A 19624-nucleotide genomic window follows, 5' to 3' on the forward strand; every position below is an offset into this window, starting at 1 on the left:
CGCGTCTGTCTGATTGAACGAGGCTTAAGCCGCGACCGCTTCCTTGCCCTTCTTCGCGCCCATTTCGGTGAGCGCGCGACGGTACTCGGTCGGGAACACCTTGACGAACTGACGGCGAGCCGAATCCCAGTTTTCCAGCAGCGACTTCGCGCGCGGCGAGCCGGTGAACTGGAAGTGACGCTCGATCAGCCCCTTGACCAGCGCTTCGTCGGTCTTGCCGGCGTGCCACAGCGTGCGATCCACCGTGCGCTCCTGTTCGGCCTGCTGCAGCACCGGATCGAGCGCGACCATCGACTTGTTGCACTTGCCAGCGAACGCGCCTTCCGGGTCGTACACGAACGCGATGCCGCCCGACATGCCCGCCGCGAAGTTGCGGCCCGTCTCGCCGAGCACGACCACCGTGCCGCCCGTCATGTATTCGCAGCCGTGATCGCCCGTGCCTTCGACGACCGCCGTCGCACCCGAGTTGCGCACGCAGAAGCGCTCGCCCGCGACGCCGCGGAAATACGATTCGCCTTCGATCGCGCCGTACATCACCGTGTTGCCGCAGATGATGTTTTCCTCGGACTTGCCGCGGAAGTCGTTGGTCGGGCGAATGATGATGCGCCCGCCCGACAGGCCCTTGCCGACGTAGTCGTTGCCGTCGCCGACGAGATCCAGCGTCACGCCCTTCGCGAGAAACGCGCCAAAGCTCTGGCCCGCCGTGCCCTTCAACTGGATGTGAATCGAGTCGTCGGGCAGGCCGTCGTGACCGTGCGTCTTCGCGATGAGGCCGGACAGCATCGCGCCGACCGTGCGATTCACGTTGCGCACCGGCTGGATGAACGACACATGCTCGCCCTTCTCGATCGCCGCCTTCGACTTCTCGATCAGCACGTGATCGAGCGCCTTGTCGAGACCGTGATCCTGCACGTCGACGTGCTTGCGCGCGACGTCTTCGCCCACCGGCACCTGATAGAAGATGCGCGAGAAGTCGAGGCCCTTAGCCTTCCAGTGCTCGATGCCCTTCTTCATGTCGAGCAGATCGACGCGGCCGATCAGGTCGTCGAACTTGCGGATACCGAACTGCGCCATGATTTCGCGCACTTCTTCCGCAACGAAGAAGAAGAAGTTGACGACGTGTTCCGGCTGGCCCGAGAACTTCGCGCGCAGCACCGGGTCCTGCGTCGCGACGCCGACCGGGCACGTGTTCAGATGGCACTTGCGCATCATGATGCAGCCTTCGACGACGAGCGGCGCCGTCGCGAAGCCGAATTCGTCCGCGCCGAGCAGCGCGCCGATCACGACGTCGCGGCCGGTTTTCATCTGACCGTCGGCCTGCACGCGAATGCGCCCGCGCAGACGGTTCAGCACCAGCGTCTGCTGCGTTTCGGCGAGGCCGAGTTCCCACGGCGTGCCCGCGTGCTTGAGCGACGACAGCGGCGATGCGCCCGTGCCACCGTCATGTCCCGCGATCACGACGTGATCCGCCTTCGCCTTCGCAACGCCCGCGGCCACCGTGCCGACACCGACCTCCGACACCAGCTTCACCGAAATGCTCGACGACGAATTCACGTTCTTCAGATCGTGAATGAGTTGCGCGAGGTCTTCGATCGAATAGATGTCGTGGTGGGGCGGCGGCGAAATGAGGCCGACGCCCGGCACCGAATAACGCAGCTTGCCGATGTATTCGGACACCTTGTGGCCCGGCAGCTGACCGCCTTCGCCCGGCTTCGCGCCCTGCGCCATCTTGATCTGGATCTGGTCCGCCGACGACAGATACTCCGCCGTCACGCCGAAACGTCCCGACGCGACCTGCTTGATCTTCGAGCGCAGCGAATCGCCTTCCTTCAGCGGGATGTCGGTGACGACTTCCTTGCCGATGATCGATTGCAGCGTGTCGCCGTTCTTGATCGGAATGCCGCGCAGTTCGTTGCGATAACGCGTTTCGTCCTCGCCGCCTTCGCCCGTGTTCGACTTGCCGCCGATGCGGTTCATCGCGACGGCGAGCGTGGCGTGCGCTTCCGTGCTGATCGAGCCGAGCGACATCGCGCCCGTCGCAAAGCGCTTGACGATTTCCTTCGCCGATTCGACTTCATCGAGCGGAATCGCCTTCGACGGCGACACCTTGAACTCGAACAGACCGCGGAACGTCATGTGACGCTTCGTCTGGTCGTTGATGATGTGGGCGTATTCCTTGTACGTCTGATACGAGTTGCTGCGCGCCGAGTGCTGCAGCTTGGCGATCGCATCCGGCGTCCACATGTGCTCTTCGCCGCGCACGCGATACGCATATTCGCCGCCCGCGTCGAGCATGTTCGCGAGGACCGGGTTGTCGCCGAACGCTTCGCGATGCAGATGAATCGCTTCTTCCGCCACTTCGAAGATGCCGATGCCGCCGACCTTCGTCGCCGTGCCCTTGAAATACTTCTCGACGAGTTCCGACGACAGGCCGACGCCTTCGAAAATCTGCGCGCCGGTGTAGGACATGTACGTCGAAATGCCCATCTTCGACATGACCTTCAACAGGCCCTTGCCGACCGCCTTCGTGAAGTTGTAGATGACCTTGTCCGCCGACAGATCGCCCTTCAGGCCTTCGGCCATGTTGGCGAGCGTTTCCAGCGCGAGGTACGGGTGAACGGCTTCCGCGCCGTAGCCCGCGAGCAGCGCGAAGTGATGCGTTTCGCGCGCCGAGCCCGTTTCCACGACGAGACCCGTGCTCGTGCGCAGACCGTGCGCGACGAGATGCGAGTGAATCGCGGAGGTGGCGAGCAGCGCCGGGATCGCGACGTTGTCGCGGTCCATCTTGCGGTCGGACACGATCAGGATGTTGTAGCCGGAGCGCACGGCATCCACGGCTTCCGCGCACAGCGACGCGATACGCGCCTCGATGCCTTCCTTGCCCCACGCCACCGGATAGCAGATGTTCAGCTCATACGAGCTGAATTTGCCGCCGGTGTACTTGTCGATCGCGCGGATCTTCGCGATGTCCTTGAAGTCGAGCACGGGCTGCGACACTTCGAGGCGCATCGTCGGGTTGATGTTCGTCGTGTCGAGCAGGTTCGGTTTCGGGCCGATGAACGAGTTGAGCGACATGACGAGGTTTTCGCGGATCGGGTCGATCGGCGGGTTCGTCACCTGCGCGAACAGCTGCTTGAAGTAGTTGTAGAGCGTCTTGTTCTTGTTGGACATGACCGCGAGCGGCGAGTCGTTGCCCATCGAGCCGACGGCCTCTTCGCCCGATTGCGCCATCGGCGCCATCAGGAACTTGAGGTCTTCCTGCGTGTAGCCGAACGCCTGCTGACGGTCCAGCAGTGCGGCGGCTTCGCGGCGCTGCGTTTCGACGTCTTCCGCCTTCGGCTCGATCTCGTCGAGCTTGATGCGAACCGCGTCGATCCAGCTCTTGTACGGCTTCGCGTTGGACAGGTTGTCCTTCAGCTCCTTGTCCTCGATGATGCGGCCCTGCTCCATGTCGATCAGGAACATCTTGCCCGGCTGCAGACGCCACTTCTTGACGATCTTCGACTCGGGAATAGGCAGCACGCCGGATTCCGACGCGAGGATCACGAGATCGTCGTCGGTGACGAGATAGCGCGCCGGACGCAGGCCGTTACGGTCCAACGTCGCGCCGATCTGGCGGCCGTCCGTGAACGCGATGGCGGCGGGGCCGTCCCACGGTTCCATCATCGCGGCGTGGTATTCGTAGAACGCGCGGCGGTTGTCGTCCATCAGCGTGTGCTGTTCCCACGCTTCCGGGATCATCATCATCATTGCGTGGACGAGCGGGTAGCCGGCCATCACGAGCAGTTCGAGACAGTTGTCGAACGAAGCCGTGTCGGACTGGCCCGGATAGATCAGCGGCCAGAGCTTCGGCAGATCGTCGCCGAGCACGTACGACGCGATCGCGCCGGTGCGCGCGTTCAGCCAGTTGACGTTGCCCTTCACGGTGTTGATTTCACCGTTGTGCGCGATCATGCGATACGGGTGCGCGAGTTCCCACGCGGGGAACGTGTTCGTCGAGAAGCGCTGGTGCACGAGCGCGAGCGCCGACACGACGCGCTCGTCCTGCAGATCGCGGTAATACACGCCGACCTGGCCGGCCAGCAGCAGACCCTTGTAGACGACCGTGCGCGACGACATCGACGGCACGAAGTATTCCTTGCCGTGCTTGAGCTTCAACGCCTGGATGCGATGGCTCGCCGTCTTGCGGATGATGTACAGCTTGCGCTCGAGCGCGTCCGTCACGACGATGTCCTTGCCGCGCCCGATGAAAATCTGGCGGATCAGCGGCTCGCTCGCCTTCACGGTCGGCGAAATCGGCATGGTCGAATCGACCGGCACGTCGCGCCAGCCGAGCACGACTTGGCCCTCGGCCTTGACCGTGCGCTCCAGTTCCTGCTCGCATGCCAGACGCGATGCATGCTCCTTCGGCAGGAAGATCATGCCGACGCCGTATTCGCCAGCAGGCGGCAAGGTCACGCCTTGCTTGGCCATTTCTTCGCGATAGAAGCCGTCCGGCACCTGAATGAGGATGCCGGCGCCGTCGCCCATAAGCGGATCGGCGCCGACCGCGCCGCGGTGATCGAGATTCTCAAGAATCTTGAGACCCTGCTGAATGATCTCGTGGCTCTTTTTTCCCTTGATATGGGCGACGAAACCGACGCCGCACGCGTCGTGTTCGTTCGCAGGGTCGTACATGCCCTGCGCGGCGGGAAGCGAACCGGCTGCCGGCTGCTGATGATCGTTCATGGGGACACCGTCTCTACTGTGAGGGGCCGAATCGACTCGGCCGTTGAACCATTTTCTTGTCGCTTGCGACGGTTTCTTTCAACTTGATGTGTCACGAAGCACGGTCGTGCGCGGCACGCTGCACCGCGGCAATTGCCGGAAATCGAAATATACGCGACGAATCAAAGCGATGGCAAATAAAACTTGATGATCTGACACCGATTATCGATATGGTGCAAATGTGCCCCAACATATTGGGGCCGCATCACTGACAGTCAAAAAGAAACGGCGAGACTCGGAAAATTCGAGACGCCGTTTCGTTTTTTGCTTCAGGAACGCCCGTGAAGGCCGTTATTGAGTCTGTGGAGTTTCGCGAATCTTGCGCGGACGTCCGCGCGGCAGCGGCGACACCCGGCGGTTGGCAGCATGCGACGCCCATTCCCGATAGGCATCGCTGCCGAGCACCCAGCCTTTAAGTGTCGCTTGCAGGAGACGGTTGGCCTCGCGCTCATCGGGCGGTTGCTCGCACAGTTCCTTGTAGGCGTGCTGGCGTTCGAACGGCGTATTGCCGAGTGACCAGAACAGCGGATGGTCGGTGATGAGGCTATCGAGCGTGAGCCCGATGTGATGACGGAAGCTGGACCATTTGTAGTCCTGCGGCGCCGCGACCAGTTGCGCGCGCACGGGCGCCATTTCTACGACGCGCGTGGCGAGCAGAAAGTATCGTTCGCCCTCGATGACCGTCGCGCGATAGCGGCCTTCCCAGAGCGTGCCGCGTCGCATGTATCGGCGATTGAAGTGCGCCACGTAACGACGTCCCACCGCTTGCATCGCTTTGGGCAGACTGGATTCGTCGCGCGGCGTGACGAGCAGATGTACCGCCTGCGGCATCAGCGCATAGGCGTGGATAGAGAGGTGATGATCACGTGAAGCAGTCCTCAAGCAGTCGATGAAGAGCTCGTAGTCCTGGTCGTCGACGAAGGCGGGTTGCTGGTCGAGACCACGCAGGATGACATGCTGCGGCTGTTCGGGAACGTAGAGTCGTGCAAGCCGTGCCATTCTGGATTTTCCGTTGGTCGCGTTTGTGTTACCCCGTTCGGGGACCTTTTGGAGCCGTTGCGGCAGCGTGGACAAAACACATGCAATTGCCGTGCAACCAGACCCCAAAGCCGCTCTTTGCCCTAGGGAGAATGCTCTACGGCACCGCTATGGTTAATGTGAAATCTTGTGTTCATAATGAGCGTGCTTTTTCGGAGGAGCACAAATTGAAAATAAAACAAGTCATCACGGGGATCGCGGCATTAGCGTGTGTGTCCACCGCGGCACATGCGCAATCTGCTGGATCCTTCTATGCAACAGCAGGCTGGTTTCACTTCGCCCCGCAAGACAGTAGTGGTCCGCTCAAAGAAACAAGTGTAGGCGGATCTCCGGTCAATATCGACGTTCCCGGCACAGGCGCAGGCATTTCGAGCGCCGACACCGCCGGCTTCACGTTGGGCTACTTCGCGACCGACCACATTGCCGCCGAACTCGAAATGGGCGTGCCGCCCACGTTCGATCTCGAAGGCAAGGGCACCTTGTCCCAGTACGGAAAGCTCGGCAGCGCGAAGCAGTGGAGCCCGACGCTGCTATTCAAATACTTCTTCAATGCTCCCACGGCGAAGTTCCGTCCGTTCGTGGGTCTTGGCGTGACGCGCACCTGGTTCACCGACGCGCAGATCACGAATCAGCAATTCGAAGGCTCGGTCCTGCATGGTCCGACCACCGTCGACACGGATAGTTCGTGGGCGCCCGTGTTTAATGTCGGCGCAACCTACAATTTCACGGAGCACTGGTTCGCCGGATTTTCCGTGTCGTTCATTCCGTTGAAGGCCACCGCGAAGTTGAACACGCAGGCTCAAACGCCTGTCGGCACGCTCAACGTTCAATCGCAGGCGAAAATCACGCTGAACCCGATCGTCACATATTTGCGAGTGGGCTATCGATTCTGAAGTGAGACTGCTCACGAGCATGTAACGACGATATAAGCGCCATAAAAAGAGAGATAACGCCGGCATGATTCACATATGCCGGCGTTACTTTTTGCATCGCCCTTGTAAATGTGACCTTCGTAAAAACGGTTTGCTTGCAGTTCTTACGCGCGATTGCGCGCGGAATGTGTTTCGCGGTCGCGCTTACCGAAGCTTTGCGCAACGTCGAAGCATCGGCATCGAATTTGCTGCATGATAAGTTTCCCCGCCACCTCGCGCGGGCTATCCACGACTCATCCATCGACGGAGCGATCTATGAACGCACTGCCTAATACGCGAGACGCCATCGGAGATTCCTGGACCACGACGAGCCGCCGCGCACGACGCATGGCACGGCATGGCCGCGAAGCAGCCGAGGATATCGGCTCCGAACTGCGCACCCTTCTCAGCGAACTCGAAAACACCCTGGCCGAAGGCACGTCGGCCGATGCGGCTGCGCTACGCGCGCAGATCAGCGACCGGCTCGTCAGCGCGCGCGCACGTCTGAACGACACGCACGCGGCGCTTCGCGAGCGCGCGGGCGCAGCGTTCGAAGACGCCGACGCCTTCCTTCACGAAAAGCCCTGGCAAACCATTGCATTGGTTGGCGGGCTGGCGCTGGTTGCGGGCGTGCTGCTCGCTCGCGTTCGCTGACATTTCAACCCTACGACGCCTCCAGAAAATCCGCGCCAATAATGTCGATGCGATCCGTGCAGATCGCATCGACGCCCCATTGCGCGAGCAACCGCGCGCGCGCCGGATCGTTCACCGTGTAGGCGAGAATGCGCAAGCCGGCATCCTTGATCTGCGCGACGAGCGCTTCATCGAGCGTGCGATGGTTCGCGTGCAGCGACACACACGATAACGCTGAAGTTTGCGCGCGCCAGTTCACGGGAAGGCGCTCGTAAAGCATCCCTCGCGGAAGATTCGGCGCGACGTCGCGTGCGGCTTCCAGCGCCGCATATGAGAACGACGACATCAGCGGCGCAACTTCAGCGTCTGCCCACAAGTGCGCCGCCTCACGCGCGACGAGCACGCCTGTTTCCACGTCGCGCCCCTGACTCGGCTTGATCTCGATGTTCACCGCAAGCCCATGCTTCACGCATCGCTCGTGCACTTGGGCGAGCGTCGGCATACGCGCGTTTGCGAATTCGGCGCCGAACCAGGTGCCTGCATCGAGCGCGCGCAACTGCGCGTAGGTCATCGCTTTTGCCGCGCCGCGTCCGTTCGACGTTCGATCGACCGCGTCGTCGTGCAGCAGGAAGACGATGTCGTCAGCAGAAAGCTTCGCGTCGAACTCGATCATCTTGTGGCCGAAGCGCGCGCCCACGTCGATTGCTTCGAGCGTGTTCTCCGGCGCGAGTTTGCCGCCGCCGCGATGCGCGACGATCGCGGGATAAGGCCAGGTTCTCATCGCATCGCCTCCTTTAGTTCGCGCGCAGTCGCGTTGCCGGATCGAAAAAATGCAGATGCCGCGCGGGCAACGATACGCTCAACCGCTCGCCACGCTGCGGGCGATGCTCATGCGGCAAGCGCGCTGCGACGTCGTGCTTGCCCCACTTGCCGTGCGCGAGATTGTCCGCGCCAAGCAGTTCAGCCGAATCCACATCGAGCGTGGCGCTTGGCGCGTTCTCGTTTCCGGGCGTCATGTGCTCGGGACGAATGCCCACGATCCACTCGCGCCCGTGCATCGCGCTCGTCACGCCATTCGCGCCCGCGACCGGCAGCTTCGGACCGCCGCCCGCGATCTCGAAAGTCGATCCGTCTTCGGACAGACGTCCTTCGAGCAGATTCATCGCCGGCGATCCGATGAAGCTCGCCACGAATACGGTTGCCGGGCGTTCGTACACTTCGGTCGGCGCGCCGATCTGCTCCGCGTGACCCTTGTTCATCACGATGACGCGCTGCGCGAGCGTCATGGCTTCGATCTGATCGTGCGTAACGTAAAGGCTCGTGGTCGCGAGACGCGCGTGCAGCCGCTGAATTTCGAGGCGCATCTGCACGCGCAGTTTGGCGTCGAGATTCGACAACGGTTCGTCGAACAAGAACACCGCCGGCTCGCGGACAATCGCGCGGCCCATTGCAACGCGCTGCCGCTGACCACCCGACAATTCGCGCGGCTTGCGTTCGAGCAGATGTTCGAGTTCGAGGATACGCGCGGCATTCGCGACGCGCGACTCGATGGTCTTCTTGTCCGCGCCGCCGATCTTCAGCGCGTACGCCATATTCTGCGCGACGCTCATGTGCGGATAAAGTGCGTAGTTCTGAAAAACCATCGCGATGTCGCGATCCTTCGGCTCCAGCTTGTTCACGACCTTGCCGCCGATTTCGATCGCGCCTTCGGACACGCTTTCGAGCCCCGCGACCATGCGAAGCAAAGTCGACTTTCCGCAGCCCGACGGCCCCACCATCACGACGAATTCGCCGTCCTCGATCGCGGCGTCGATGCCGTGCAGTACGTAGTTCGAGCCGTCGTATGTTTTCTTGACGCTTTTTAGATTCAATGCAGCCATGTTTTATTTCTCGGAATCGACGAGTCCGCGCACGAACCAGCGCTGCATCGTCAGGACGACCGCGAGCGGCGGCAGCATCGCGAGCAGCGTCGCGGTCATCACGTAGTGCCATTCGGTCGCTGTGTCGCCGGACGCGATCATGCTCTTGATGCCGACCACCGCCGTCTGCAGCGACACTTCGTTGGTGATGAGAATCGGCCAGAGATATTGATTCCAGCCGTAGATGAACGTGATGACGAAAAGCGCCGCGATGTTGGTCTTCGAAAGCGGCAGCACAACGTCCCAGAAGAAACGCAGCGGCCCCGCGCCGTCGATGCGCGCCGCTTCCATTAGTTCGTCGGGCAGCGTCATGAAGAACTGCCGGAAGAGGAACGTAGCCGTTGCGGAGGCGATCAGCGGCAGCGTCAATCCCGCATACGTGTTCGACAGATGCATCGACGAAACGACTTGCACCGTCGGGAAGATACGCACTTCGACGGGAAGCATCAGCGTGATGAAGATGAGCCAGAACGCGAGGTTCTTCAGCGGAAAGCGGAAGAAGACGATTGCATAGGCGGACACGATCGACACCGCGATCTTGCCGATGGAGATGACCAGCGCCATCACGAGACTGTTCGCCAGCATGCGTCCGAAGGGAGCGGCCGCGTTGCCGCTGCCGTGCGCCCAGATATACGCGATGTTCTCGAACAGATGCGTGCTCGGCACGAGCGAGAGCGGCACGCTGAACACTTCCTTCGAATTCATCGTGGCCGCGCAGAACGCGACGTACACAGGAAACACGATCAGCGCGACGCCGAGCAACAGCACCGCGTGACAGAAGATATCGAAGCCGCGACGGTTTTCGATCATGAGTATTGCACCCTGCGTTCGACGAAGCGGAACTGGACCACGGTGAGCACGACGACGATCACCATCAGCACGACCGACTGCGCGCCCGAACTGCCGATGTCGAGTCCCTGGAAGCCTTCCGCGAAGATCTTGTAGATGAGCGTCTTGGTCGATTGCGCGGGACCGCCGCCGGTCGCGGCGTCGATGACGGGGAACGTATCGAAGAACGCGTAGACGAGATTCACGACGAGCAGAAAGAACGACGTCGGCGACAGGAGCGGCAGCGCGATGCCGAAGAAGCGGCGCACGGGACCGGCCCCGTCGATGGCGGCGGCTTCGATCAGCGATTTCGGGATCGCCTGAAGACCCGCATAGAAGAACAGGAAGTTGTAGCTGACCTGCTTCCACACCGACGCGAGCACGACGAGGAACATGGCCTGCGTGCCGTTCAACGCGTGATTCCAGATGACGCCCTGCTTCGCCAGCGCATACGTCACGAGCCCGATGCTCGGATTGAACAGGAACGACCACAGCACGGCGGCGATCGCGGGCGCGACCGCATACGGCCAGATGAGCAGCGTCTGATACGCCTTCGCGCCGCGCGTCACGCGATCGGCGCACGCGGCGAGCAGAAGCGAGATCACGAGGCCCGACACGGTGACGAGCGCGCAGAAGATCATCGTCGTGTTGAACGACGACAGGTAGAGCGGATCGGCGAACAGTTGTTTGAAGTTCTGCAGGCCGACGAACTCGCTCGACGTGCCGAACGCATCCTGGCTTTGCGTGGCCTGCCAGAGGGCTTCGCCCGCGGGCCAGAGAAAGAACAGCGCGGTGATCGCGAGTTGTGGCGCGACGAGCAGATACGGCAAGACGCTCGTATCGAAACGAGAGCGCTTTTCCATGCTTTGATTTCCCGGAAGCGCCCGCGCTTCTACACGCGGGCGCGTGACCTTAATTGCCCGCCTTCTCGAAGCGGCGCAGCAGTTCGTCGCCGCGTTGCACCGACGCGTCCAGCGCCTGTTGCGGCGTCTTCTTCTCGGCCCAAACTTGCTCGAGCTCTTCGTCGACGATCGTGCGGATCTGAGGCATGTTGCCGAGGCGCAGGCCCTTCGTGTACGCGAGCGGCGGCTTGTTCAGCATCTGCTTGATCGCGATGTCCGCGCCGGGATTCTTGTCGTAGAAGCCCTGCTTTTGCGTGAGCTCGTACGCGGCCTGCGTGACCGGCAGATAGCCCGTGTCCTGATGCCACTTCGCCGCCACTTCCGGCGTCGCGAGATACGCGAGGAACTTGGCGACGCCCTTATAGACGGCCGGATCCTTGCCCGCCAGAACCCACAGACTCGCGCCGCCGATGATCGCGTTCTGCGGCGCGCCCTTCACATTCGCGTCGTACGGCATCATGCCGACGCCGTAATCGAACTTCGCGAATTTCGCGATGGTCGCGCGCGAACCCGACGAATTCGTGATGATCCCGCAATCGCCGCTATAGAACTTCGACACCGGCTCGTCCTTGCGGCCGACATACGTGAACGTGCCTTCCTTCGCCATGTTTTGCAGGAACTGGATGTGCGCGACCTGCAGCGGCTTGTTGAATTCGAGCTTCGCATCGAGGCCGTCGAAGCCGTTGTTCTTCGTCGCGAACGGCGCGGCGTGCCACGCGCTGTAGTTCTCGAGCTGAATCCAGCTCTGCCAGCCCGACGAATATCCGCACGAATAACCCGCGGCCTTCAGCTTCTTCGCGTCGGCTTCGACATCGGCCCAGGTTTTCGGCGGCTGGTTCGGATCGAGGCCGGCCTTCTTGAACGCGTCCTTGTTGTAGTAGAGAACGGGCGTCGAGCTGTTGAACGGCATCGAGATGAGATGGCCGGTCTTCGCGTCGCTGTAGTAACCGGCGATGGTCGGCACGAACGCCTTTTCGTCGAGCGGCACGCCGGCCTGCTTGAACACGTCGGAGACCGGGATGACGGCCTTTTTCGCCTGCATCATCGTCGCGGTGCCGACTTCGTAGACTTGCAGGATCGCGGGCGCATTGCCGCTGCGATACGCCGCGATGCCCGCTGCGAGCGCCTGGTCATACGTGCCCTTGAACACCGGGACGATCTTGTAATCGCTCTGAGACTTGTTGAAATCGTTGGCGATGTCGTTCACGCGCTCGCCGAGCGCGGCTTCCATCGCGTGCCAGAACTGGATTTCCGTCGCGGCGTGCGCGGCGGTGCTGACGCCGAACGTCAAGGCGGCAGCGGTCGTGACCAGGCGAAACAGGGGCTTGCGGACCATCGATGAGTCTCCGTATGAAACGTTATAAGTTAATTGTTATCGATGACAAACAGTCGTTGATATTCCTTCAATGCGTAACGGTCCGTCATTCCGGCGATGTAATGCGCGATGAGCCGCGCCTGCGAACTGTCGTGGCTCGACGAAGCCGCGTCGTTCGCCGATTCCTCCGTCACCGGTCCGCGCGCCTGATACGCGGGCGGCAAGAGACGCGGATCGTCGGAGAAGGCTTCGAAAAGGCCCGTCACGACGCGCTTCGCCTTGTTGGCCATACGCATCACGCGATAGTGCCGGTACAGGTTCTTGAACAGGAAACGCTTGAGTTGCGCCGCCTGTGCCGCGACTTCATCGCTGTGCGCGACGAGCGTGGGCGCGTTGCGCACGTCGTCGAGCGATTGCGGCGCGACGCGTTGGAGATTGCGGCTCGTCGCCTCGATCAGATCGACGATCAGCGTATTGATGATGCGGCGGATGGTTTCGTGAATGAGCCTGCGCCCTTCGATGTCCGGATACTCCGCGCGCGCCGCGTCGAAATGCGTGTGCCAGAGGCTCACTTCGGAAAGCTGCTCGAGCGTGATGAGGCCGGAGCGCAGGCCGTCGTCGACATCGTGATTGTTGTACGCGATTTCATCGGCGACATTGGCGATCTGCGCTTCGAGGGAAGGCTGCTTGCCCGTGAGAAAGCGCTCGCCGAGATCGCCGAGCTTGCGCGCGTTCTCGCGCGAGCAATGCTTGAGAATGCCTTCGCGCGTCTCGAAGCACAGGTTCAGGCCGTTGAACGCGCCGTAGTGCTCTTCGAGCTGATCGACCACCGCGAGGCTTTGCAGGTTGTGCTCGAAGCCGCCGTGATCGCGCATGCAGTCGTGCAGCGCGTCCTGTCCGGCGTGACCGAACGGCGTGTGGCCGAGATCGTGCGCGAGCGAAATGGCTTCGACGAGATCCTCGTTCAGCCGCAGATTGCGCGCGACGGAACGCGCGATCTGCGCGACTTCGAGGCTGTGCGTGAGGCGCGTGCGAAACAGGTCGCCTTCGTGATTGACGAAGACCTGGGTCTTGTATTCGAGCCGCCGAAACGCGGTCGAATGCACGATGCGGTCGCGATCTCGCTGGAACTCGGTGCGCGCCGCCGGGGGCGCTTCGGCGAAACGCCGTCCGCGCGATTGCGACGCGTGCGCGGCGTACGCCGCGAGATGCGCTTCGAGCGCGAGCGTCGACGGCGCGCCCGGCAAAACTTGATGCTCTTCTTCGCTCACCGGCTGCTCCGCATCGTCATGGTTCTGGCCGCCGCTCGCGCGGATCAGACGCTGGCTGCGAGCGTCGCGCGCACGGCCTGATCTGGCGCGCTCGTGATCTCGGTCGCGCCGAAGCGGGTCAGCAAAATGAATTTGATTTCACCGGCTTCGGCCTTTTTGTCGACTTTCATCAGATCGACGTAGCGGTCGTCGCCGAGCTTCGGCGCCGTGACCGGCAGCTTCGCCGCTTCGATCACGCGCACGAGACGCTGGCGCGCGGCTTCGTCGAGCCTGCCGAGGCGCACGGACAAATCCGCCGCCATCACCATGCCGCAACCGACCGCCTCGCCGTGCAGCCATTCGCCGTAACCGAGACCGGCTTCGATCGCATGACCGAACGTATGGCCGAAATTGAGAATCGCGCGCTGCCCGCCTTCGCGCTCGTCGGATGCCACCACCGACGCCTTGATCTCGCACGAACGCTTCACCGCGTGCGCGAGGGCGTCGTCGTCGCGGCGATTCAGCGCGTCGATATTGCTTTCGATCCAGTCGAAGAATTCGGCGTCCGCGATGGCGGCCGTCTTGATGACTTCCGCGATGCCCGCCGCCAGCTCGCGCTCCGGCAAGGTGTGCAGCGCGCCGATGTCCGCGATTACCGCTTGCGGCTGATAGAACGCGCCGATCATGTTCTTGCCGAGCGGATGATTGATGCCCGTCTTGCCGCCCACCGACGAATCCACTTGCGAGAGCAGCGTGGTCGGCACCTGGATGAACGGCACGCCGCGCATGTACGATGCGGCCGCGAAGCCCGTCATGTCGCCGACGACGCCGCCGCCTAGCGCGATCAGCGTCGTCTTGCGGTCGGCGCGCTCGGTCAAGAGCGCGTCGAAGATCGTGTTGAGCGTTTCCCAGTTCTTGTGCGCTTCGCCGTCCGGAAGCACGACGGTCGTGACTTTCTTGCCGAGCGGCGCGAGAGCCGCGCGCAACTGCTCGCCGTAGAGCGGATCGACGGTCGAGTTCGTGACGATCGCCACGGACGCGCCCTTGATGTGCGGAGCAAAGAGCTCGGTGCGGCCGATCAGCCCTGCACCGATATGAATGGGATAGGCGCGCTCGCCCAGTTCGACGTTGACGGTAATCATGGCGGACATGTGATCTTCAGGCCGGTTTGACGACGCCGGCGACCTCCAGTTGCATCAGGACCATATTGACGAGCGCGTTCACGGTCGGCCGTCCGGTTTCCACGACGAAATGCGCGCATTCGTGGTACAGCGGATCGCGCGCCTGAAAGAGCGCTTCGAGCTTGCCGCGCGGATCTTCGGTCTGCAGCAGCGGGCGATTCTTGTCGCGCCGTGTACGCTGCCAGAGATCGTGCGGATTGGCGCGCAGATAGATGACGATGCCGCGATTCTTCAGATGTTCGCGATTGTCGGGGCGCAGCACCGCGCCGCCGCCCGTCGCGAGCACGATGCCATCGCGCTGCGACAGCTCGTCGATGACGTTCGCCTCGCGCTGGCGGAAACCCGCTTCGCCCTCGAGCTCCCAGATCACCGGGATGCGGGCGCCCGTGCGCGCCTCGATCTCATGATCCGAATCGATGAAGGAGCGCTGCAGACGGCGCGCAACCGCACGTCCCACGGTGGTTTTACCCGCCCCCATGAGTCCGACGAAAAAAATGTTCGCGTTCGCGTGCCCTTCCTGCAACTCGGTTTCCTTCCAGTTCGATGCAATTTGTTCGTGCGGCAGCTTAAGGGCAAACCGCCCGCTTTGTCGAGTTTCGCGGCCCTCGTGACGGGCCTAGCCGCTCGACGCGATCACATGCGGCGTAATCAAAATGACGAGCTCGCTCTTCGAGCTGCGCCGCGCGTCGTTGCGAAACAGCCAGCCGATCAGCGGCAATTTCGACAGTCCCGGCACGCCGGTCGTGTCTTCGTGTTCGTCATCGGAATAAATGCCGCCGATCGCCACGGTGCCGCCGTTTTCCACTTCCACGCGCGTCTGGATATGCTTGGTATGGATTGCCGGCCCGTTCGCCGTCTGCTCGCCGACACTGTCTTTCGTGATGTCGAGATCGAGAATGACGTGGCCATGCGGCGTGATCTGCGGCTCAACCTCCAGTTTGAGCGTTGCGCGCCGAAACTGCACGCCCGACATGCCATTGCCGACCTTCGCCTGATACGGCACTTCCATGCCCTGCTCGACGATCGACTTCACGCGGTCCGCCGTCACGACGCGCGGCCGCGAAACGATTTGTCCGCGCCCTTGCGCCTCCAGCGCGCTCAGTTGCACGTTGAGCAGCCGGGTGGCCTGCGCGACGAACAACGTGAGCCCGGCCGTCGCCGCGTCGAAACCGTTGATCGGCCCCGCCGACAAATCGTATACCACACCGTCCGCGCCGCCCGCGAACCCGGTCGCCGGATCGTTCTGCGCCGCGATGCCCAGCTTGACGCCGAGATTGCGCGACAGTCCCGCCTCGCCCTCGACGATCTTCGCCTCGATCATCACCTGCGGCGTCGGCTTGTCGATCAGCGCGACGAGTTCGGCGATCTGCCGCACGCGAGCGTCGAGATCGGTGATGAAGAGCAGATTCGTGCGCGCATCGGAGATGGCGGAACCGCGCTTCGACAGCACGCGCTGGCTGCCCGAGCCGGACAGCATCTTGCGCAGCTCTTCCGCGCGCGAATAACGCAGCACGAACGTACGGCTCGCGAGCGGCTCGAGGTCCGCGGCGCGCGCGTGGGCCTCGAAGCGCAGCTTCTCGCGCGCCGCCAGTTCCGCGAGCGGCGCGACCCAAATGACATTGCCGTGCCGCTCCATCGCGAGTCCGTGGACTTCGAGGAACGTGTCGAACGCGCGCCGCCACGGCACGGCGACGAGATTCATCGACACTTGTCCACGCACCTTTTCGCTCGCGACGATGTTCAGGCCGGTGAAGCGCGCGAATGCGTGCAGCGCGGCGCTCAAGTCGGCGTTTTTCAGATCGAGCGTGATCGGCTTGCCGTCGTCGTCGCTCTGCGATGCGTCGCTCAGACGCTCGAGTTTCGGCAAAGGCACGGGCGGGCCTTCCAGCGCCTCTGCCGTTTCTGTCTTCTCCGTTTCCGCCTGCTCCGCCGCGGGCTTCGCGGGCTGCGCGTCGGACGTCGCGACGATAGGCGGGTCGACAGCCTGCGCGTCGAACGATGCGGGCAGCGGCGGAAGCGGCGGGACGATCGCATCGGCGCTATCGGCGGCAAACGCCGTGTGCGCAGACATCGACAGCGCAGCCGCCATTCCGATGAATCTGCCTGAAAGCTTCGCGAACCGGCTCACGTGCGATCCTCCGCGAAAGTCAGCTTGCGCGACATGCCGTCTTCTCGGGCGAGTTCGATTGCGCGCGGCACGACGCGCCCGAGCCGTTCGTCGCCGATTTTCTGCCCCGGCGCGAAGCTGTCGACGTCGCGGCCGCTTTGCAAAAGCGCCATCGCGCGACGCCGTGCGACGAACGTGCCCACCAGCAGCATGTCGCTTCCCTGCGCGGCGGCGTCCGCGCTGCCGAACGGATCGATGACGAACGCGTTGGCGCGCGACACTGCGGCGGGCGCGACCGCCGGCAACGTTTCGAAGATGCGCAATGTCGCTTCGATGGCGAGCGCGTTCGCCTGCCGCTTGATCTGCACGTTCTCGGGAACGACGAGTCGCGGCAGGCCGGCGAGCGCATCGAGAAAGCGCCGTAGCTCCGCGAAGCTGCCGTCCGCGCGCAGCTTGAGCGCGCGCTCAGGAAACGGCTCGCGCTGCTTTGGCTCCCCGCCCTTGACGGCGACAGGCTCGATGTCCGCGACGCGCACGCCGCTCTGGGCGGCGAGATCCGCGACCGCGCGCAACGCGTCGGCGGCGCTCCAGTGCTCCGGATCGAGGCGCCCCGACGACGCGCGCGCTCGCAAGCCGGACAGTTCGTCGGCAATGCGCGCCGCGTCCTGCGCCTTCGCTTGTGCCGCGGCCAACGCGACGCGGCTTTCATCGAGCCGGCTCGCGTCCGACATGCGCCACGCGCGCAGGCCGAACGCAAACACGACGACACTCAACGCGAGCGCGACACACGCGGTCCGTCGCCACGACCATTCGTCGAGCGGTTGCAGGATGGAGAGCGCGCCGCGCGAGCGCGTCTTCATGGCGATGTTCATCGGAATCGTGCTCATGGGCGTTCCCCCTGCGTTGCCGCCAAAACCGGACGTGCCTGACGCGACGCCGTTTCATCGCGCGAATGATCCGGCGCATAGCGCACCAGCGCGACGAACTCGAATCGCGCGGCGTGCTCGTCGGAGGCAGTCGATGCAGCGCGCCTGGCAGGCTGCGTCGACGGAATTCCGTTCGCGCGCCGTTTCATTTCGATCACTTCCACCGCCTGCACGCCGCGCAGGCGCTCCAGCCGCTTGAGCCATTGCGACGCTGCCTGCGAATCGGGTGCGAGCGCCGCCAGCTCGACCTCATTCGTTCGCTGCGACACGCGTTGAAGCGCGACGCCGCGTTGAAGAGGCGAGTCGGCGAGCGCTTCGAGCAGCGCGAGGAAACGCTCGCGCGGCAACGCCAACGGCTGCGCGGCCTCACGCGCGCGCCGCCGTTCGCTTTCTGCGCGCACGAGCCGTGCGTGTTCGTCGATCTGCGCGCTCGAAGCACGCAGCGACGTCTCCAGCGCGACACGCCGTTCATCCAGTCGCGCGCGCTCGAACAAGTCGCGGCCAGCGACGGCGCCAACGGCCGCGCAGCCCGCGAGCGTCACCGCGCCGATCAGCGCGAGCCGCTGCCGCCGTAGCTCGCGTCGCTTTCGCGCGCGATAAGGCAACAGATTGAATCCGTCGAGCATGGCAGCGTTCATTGCATCACCTCGCGCAACGCCAGGCCTACCGCAACCGCGAAACGCGGCGAATGCTTGTGCACCGTCTGAATCTCGGCCACCCCGTTGCAATACGGCGCGGCTTCGAACGGCAATGCCGCGCAGCCGAAAGTCTTGCCGAGCACGGGAAGCGGAAGGCCCGCGTGCGCCATCAACTCGATCTGCCCGCCGACGTAGATGCAATCGAGCGGCGCGTGTTCGCCAGCGAGTTCGTGCAACGCGTCCGAAATGCTCCGATGCTCGGGCGCGGGATACCGGACTTCGTTTTCGACGCCGCGCGAGCCGACGAGCCAGCCGTGCAAGCCGCTGCTTTCCAGCCAGCAGACGAGATAGCGCGCGTCGGCGTCCAGTTCGACGGAACCTGCATGGCGCATCGCGCGCAATGCGGCGGCCGGCTCGCTGTCGATGGCCGATAGCGCGATGCCCGCCTCCGCCGCGGTCTCGACTCGCGCCTCGACGTGTCGCCGCGCCGTCGCCGCTATCGCGACCAGCGCGTCGCCGTCTTCCCGCGTCTGCACGGACCAGTCGACCGCCAGCGCGCCGCGTTCGATGCCCGCCGCGCGCTCGGCTTCGGCGAGTACGGCCGGCTCGAGCAAGCCGCGCGGATCGCCGCCGATCGGGGCTGCGAGCTGCTCGTGGGTGTCGATGAGTCGGGCGAGCGGAACTTGCGTCGTAAGCGTCGCCGACGACGGCAAGCCCATCGCGCAACGCAGCGCACGCCAAGCCCCGCTTTCCGGCAGCCGCCCGAACGCCTCGCGCAACGCCGCGACGATAGGCGCGCGATCGACGAAATCGCCGCCGACCACCGCACCTGACGGCAGCGCCACCGACTCCAGATGCTCGACGCACACCGCCGCATTCGCCCTCAACCGCCTGCTCACGATGGCGAGGCGCACCGCGTCCTCGCTCACGTCGATGCCCGCCGCGTAGCGCCGCGTGACCGTCAGCATCGTGCCGCGCAGCATGTTTTCCTTGCTCATGACCGCTCCTTCCATTCGATCGCGCACCGAACCGTTCGGGCGCTTGATGTCGGAAGAATTGTCGCGAGCGCCGATCGCGGCGAACACTCGGCCGAATGGCCAACGCTCGCGTCGGAGGGATGCTTCCGCGCAGGATCGCGCGTATCTTGAAGACAACGGCAGACGCGTGTGCAGGCGCACACGGCGGCAGCGTGCGCCGTGTGCGTCAAGA

General features: G+C 63.5%; 16 protein-coding genes. 2 read left to right on the forward strand and 14 right to left on the reverse strand.

Going from position 1 to position 19624, the window contains the following annotated elements; genetic code table 11:
* Nucleotides 1-24: 24 nt before the first annotated feature.
* A complete protein-coding gene (locus QCE49_RS11855) occupies nucleotides 25-4728 on the reverse strand; it encodes a glutamate synthase-related protein (RefSeq protein WP_250459028.1) in 4704 nt (1567 codons plus the stop codon).
* Nucleotides 4729-5058: 330 nt separating this feature from the next.
* Nucleotides 5059-5766: a transposase gene (locus tag QCE49_RS11860; RefSeq protein ID WP_008344100.1), complete on the reverse strand. Its 708-nt coding sequence runs from the start codon at nucleotides 5764-5766 to the stop codon at nucleotides 5059-5061.
* Nucleotides 5767-5972: 206 nt separating this feature from the next.
* Between QCE49_RS11860 and QCE49_RS11865 the strand changes: the two genes are divergently transcribed.
* Together QCE49_RS11865 and QCE49_RS11870 are read left to right on the forward strand one after the other, a co-directional pair.
* The gene (locus QCE49_RS11865) at nucleotides 5973-6698 is read left to right on the forward strand and encodes an OmpW family protein (protein ID WP_034473121.1); all 726 of its coding nucleotides are present in this window, start codon (nucleotides 5973-5975) and stop codon (nucleotides 6696-6698) included.
* Nucleotides 6699-6992: 294 nt separating this feature from the next.
* Complete coding sequence (locus tag QCE49_RS11870; protein WP_033536968.1) at nucleotides 6993-7370, forward strand: YqjD family protein; 378 nt, start codon at nucleotides 6993-6995, stop codon at nucleotides 7368-7370.
* Nucleotides 7371-7380: 10 nt separating this feature from the next.
* Here the strand turns inward: QCE49_RS11870 and ugpQ are convergent, their stop codons facing one another.
* The 12 genes from ugpQ to pilM all read right to left on the reverse strand — a co-directional run bounded on the left by ugpQ (nucleotide 7381) and on the right by pilM (nucleotide 19413).
* On the reverse strand, nucleotides 7381-8130 hold the full coding sequence (gene ugpQ, locus QCE49_RS11875; protein WP_250459030.1) for a glycerophosphodiester phosphodiesterase: 750 nt from the start codon (nucleotides 8128-8130) through the stop codon (nucleotides 7381-7383).
* Nucleotides 8131-8143: 13 nt separating this feature from the next.
* Nucleotides 8144-9229, reverse strand: coding sequence for a sn-glycerol-3-phosphate import ATP-binding protein UgpC (locus QCE49_RS11880; RefSeq protein ID WP_008344091.1), 1086 nt, complete (start codon nucleotides 9227-9229; stop codon nucleotides 8144-8146).
* Nucleotides 9230-9232: 3 nt separating this feature from the next.
* Entirely contained in the window at nucleotides 9233-10078 is an 846-nt protein-coding gene (gene ugpE / locus QCE49_RS11885) for a sn-glycerol-3-phosphate ABC transporter permease UgpE (RefSeq protein ID WP_008344090.1), read from the reverse strand.
* Complete coding sequence (gene ugpA, locus QCE49_RS11890; RefSeq protein WP_008344088.1) at nucleotides 10075-10959, reverse strand: sn-glycerol-3-phosphate ABC transporter permease UgpA; 885 nt, start codon at nucleotides 10957-10959, stop codon at nucleotides 10075-10077. The genes ugpE and ugpA overlap by 4 nt, the downstream gene beginning before the upstream one ends.
* Nucleotides 10960-11008: 49 nt before the next feature.
* Nucleotides 11009-12334: a sn-glycerol-3-phosphate ABC transporter substrate-binding protein UgpB gene (gene ugpB / locus QCE49_RS11895; protein ID WP_034473119.1), complete on the reverse strand. Its 1326-nt coding sequence runs from the start codon at nucleotides 12332-12334 to the stop codon at nucleotides 11009-11011.
* 29 nt (nucleotides 12335-12363) lie between these two features.
* Nucleotides 12364-13584, reverse strand: coding sequence for a deoxyguanosinetriphosphate triphosphohydrolase (locus tag QCE49_RS11900; protein WP_034473118.1), 1221 nt, complete (start codon nucleotides 13582-13584; stop codon nucleotides 12364-12366).
* A 44-nt stretch (nucleotides 13585-13628) separates the two neighbouring features.
* Complete coding sequence (gene aroB, locus QCE49_RS11905; RefSeq protein ID WP_034473117.1) at nucleotides 13629-14705, reverse strand: 3-dehydroquinate synthase; 1077 nt, start codon at nucleotides 14703-14705, stop codon at nucleotides 13629-13631.
* Nucleotides 14706-14721: 16 nt separating this feature from the next.
* Entirely contained in the window at nucleotides 14722-15267 is a 546-nt protein-coding gene (locus tag QCE49_RS11910; protein WP_008344080.1) for a shikimate kinase, read from the reverse strand.
* Between the two features lie 93 nt (nucleotides 15268-15360).
* On the reverse strand, nucleotides 15361-16815 hold the full coding sequence (locus tag QCE49_RS11915; protein ID WP_241484882.1) for a type IV pilus secretin PilQ: 1455 nt from the start codon (nucleotides 16813-16815) through the stop codon (nucleotides 15361-15363).
* 53 nt (nucleotides 16816-16868) lie between these two features.
* Complete coding sequence (gene pilO, locus QCE49_RS11920; protein ID WP_250459032.1) at nucleotides 16869-17738, reverse strand: type 4a pilus biogenesis protein PilO; 870 nt, start codon at nucleotides 17736-17738, stop codon at nucleotides 16869-16871.
* Nucleotides 17735-18415, reverse strand: coding sequence for a fimbrial assembly family protein (locus tag QCE49_RS11925; RefSeq protein WP_033536969.1), 681 nt, complete (start codon nucleotides 18413-18415; stop codon nucleotides 17735-17737). The genes pilO and QCE49_RS11925 overlap by 4 nt, the downstream gene beginning before the upstream one ends.
* The gene (pilM, locus tag QCE49_RS11930; RefSeq protein WP_175983049.1) at nucleotides 18412-19413 is read right to left on the reverse strand and encodes a type IV pilus biogenesis protein PilM; all 1002 of its coding nucleotides are present in this window, start codon (nucleotides 19411-19413) and stop codon (nucleotides 18412-18414) included. The genes QCE49_RS11925 and pilM overlap by 4 nt, the downstream gene beginning before the upstream one ends.
* Nucleotides 19414-19624 lie beyond the last annotated feature (211 nt).

The sequence above is a fragment of the Caballeronia sp. LZ008 genome (genome assembly GCF_031451435.1).
In the GTDB taxonomy this organism is placed as follows: Bacteria; Pseudomonadota; Gammaproteobacteria; order Burkholderiales; family Burkholderiaceae; genus Caballeronia; species Caballeronia zhejiangensis.

Excerpts from the sequence above, each read along its gene's own strand:
- QCE49_RS11855 (WP_250459028.1), bottom strand. The coding sequence starts at position 4,728 with ATGAACGATCATCAGCAGCCGGCAGCCGGTTCGCTTCCCGCCGCGCAG.
- QCE49_RS11860 (WP_008344100.1), bottom strand. The coding sequence starts at position 5,766 with ATGGCACGGCTTGCACGACTCTACGTTCCCGAACAGCCGCAGCATGTC.
- QCE49_RS11870 (WP_033536968.1), top strand. The coding sequence starts at position 6,993 with ATGAACGCACTGCCTAATACGCGAGACGCCATCGGAGATTCCTGGACC.
- ugpQ (WP_250459030.1), bottom strand. The coding sequence starts at position 8,130 with ATGAGAACCTGGCCTTATCCCGCGATCGTCGCGCATCGCGGCGGCGGC.
- QCE49_RS11880 (WP_008344091.1), bottom strand. The coding sequence starts at position 9,229 with ATGGCTGCATTGAATCTAAAAAGCGTCAAGAAAACATACGACGGCTCG.
- ugpE (WP_008344090.1), bottom strand. The coding sequence starts at position 10,078 with ATGATCGAAAACCGTCGCGGCTTCGATATCTTCTGTCACGCGGTGCTG.
- ugpA (WP_008344088.1), bottom strand. The coding sequence starts at position 10,959 with ATGGAAAAGCGCTCTCGTTTCGATACGAGCGTCTTGCCGTATCTGCTC.
- ugpB (WP_034473119.1), bottom strand. The coding sequence starts at position 12,334 with ATGGTCCGCAAGCCCCTGTTTCGCCTGGTCACGACCGCTGCCGCCTTG.
- aroB (WP_034473117.1), bottom strand. The coding sequence starts at position 14,705 with ATGATTACCGTCAACGTCGAACTGGGCGAGCGCGCCTATCCCATTCAT.
- QCE49_RS11915 (WP_241484882.1), bottom strand. The coding sequence starts at position 16,815 with ATGTCTGCGCACACGGCGTTTGCCGCCGATAGCGCCGATGCGATCGTC.
- pilO (WP_250459032.1), bottom strand. The coding sequence starts at position 17,738 with ATGAGCACGATTCCGATGAACATCGCCATGAAGACGCGCTCGCGCGGC.
- QCE49_RS11925 (WP_033536969.1), bottom strand. The coding sequence starts at position 18,415 with ATGAACGCTGCCATGCTCGACGGATTCAATCTGTTGCCTTATCGCGCG.
- pilM (WP_175983049.1), bottom strand. The coding sequence starts at position 19,413 with ATGAGCAAGGAAAACATGCTGCGCGGCACGATGCTGACGGTCACGCGG.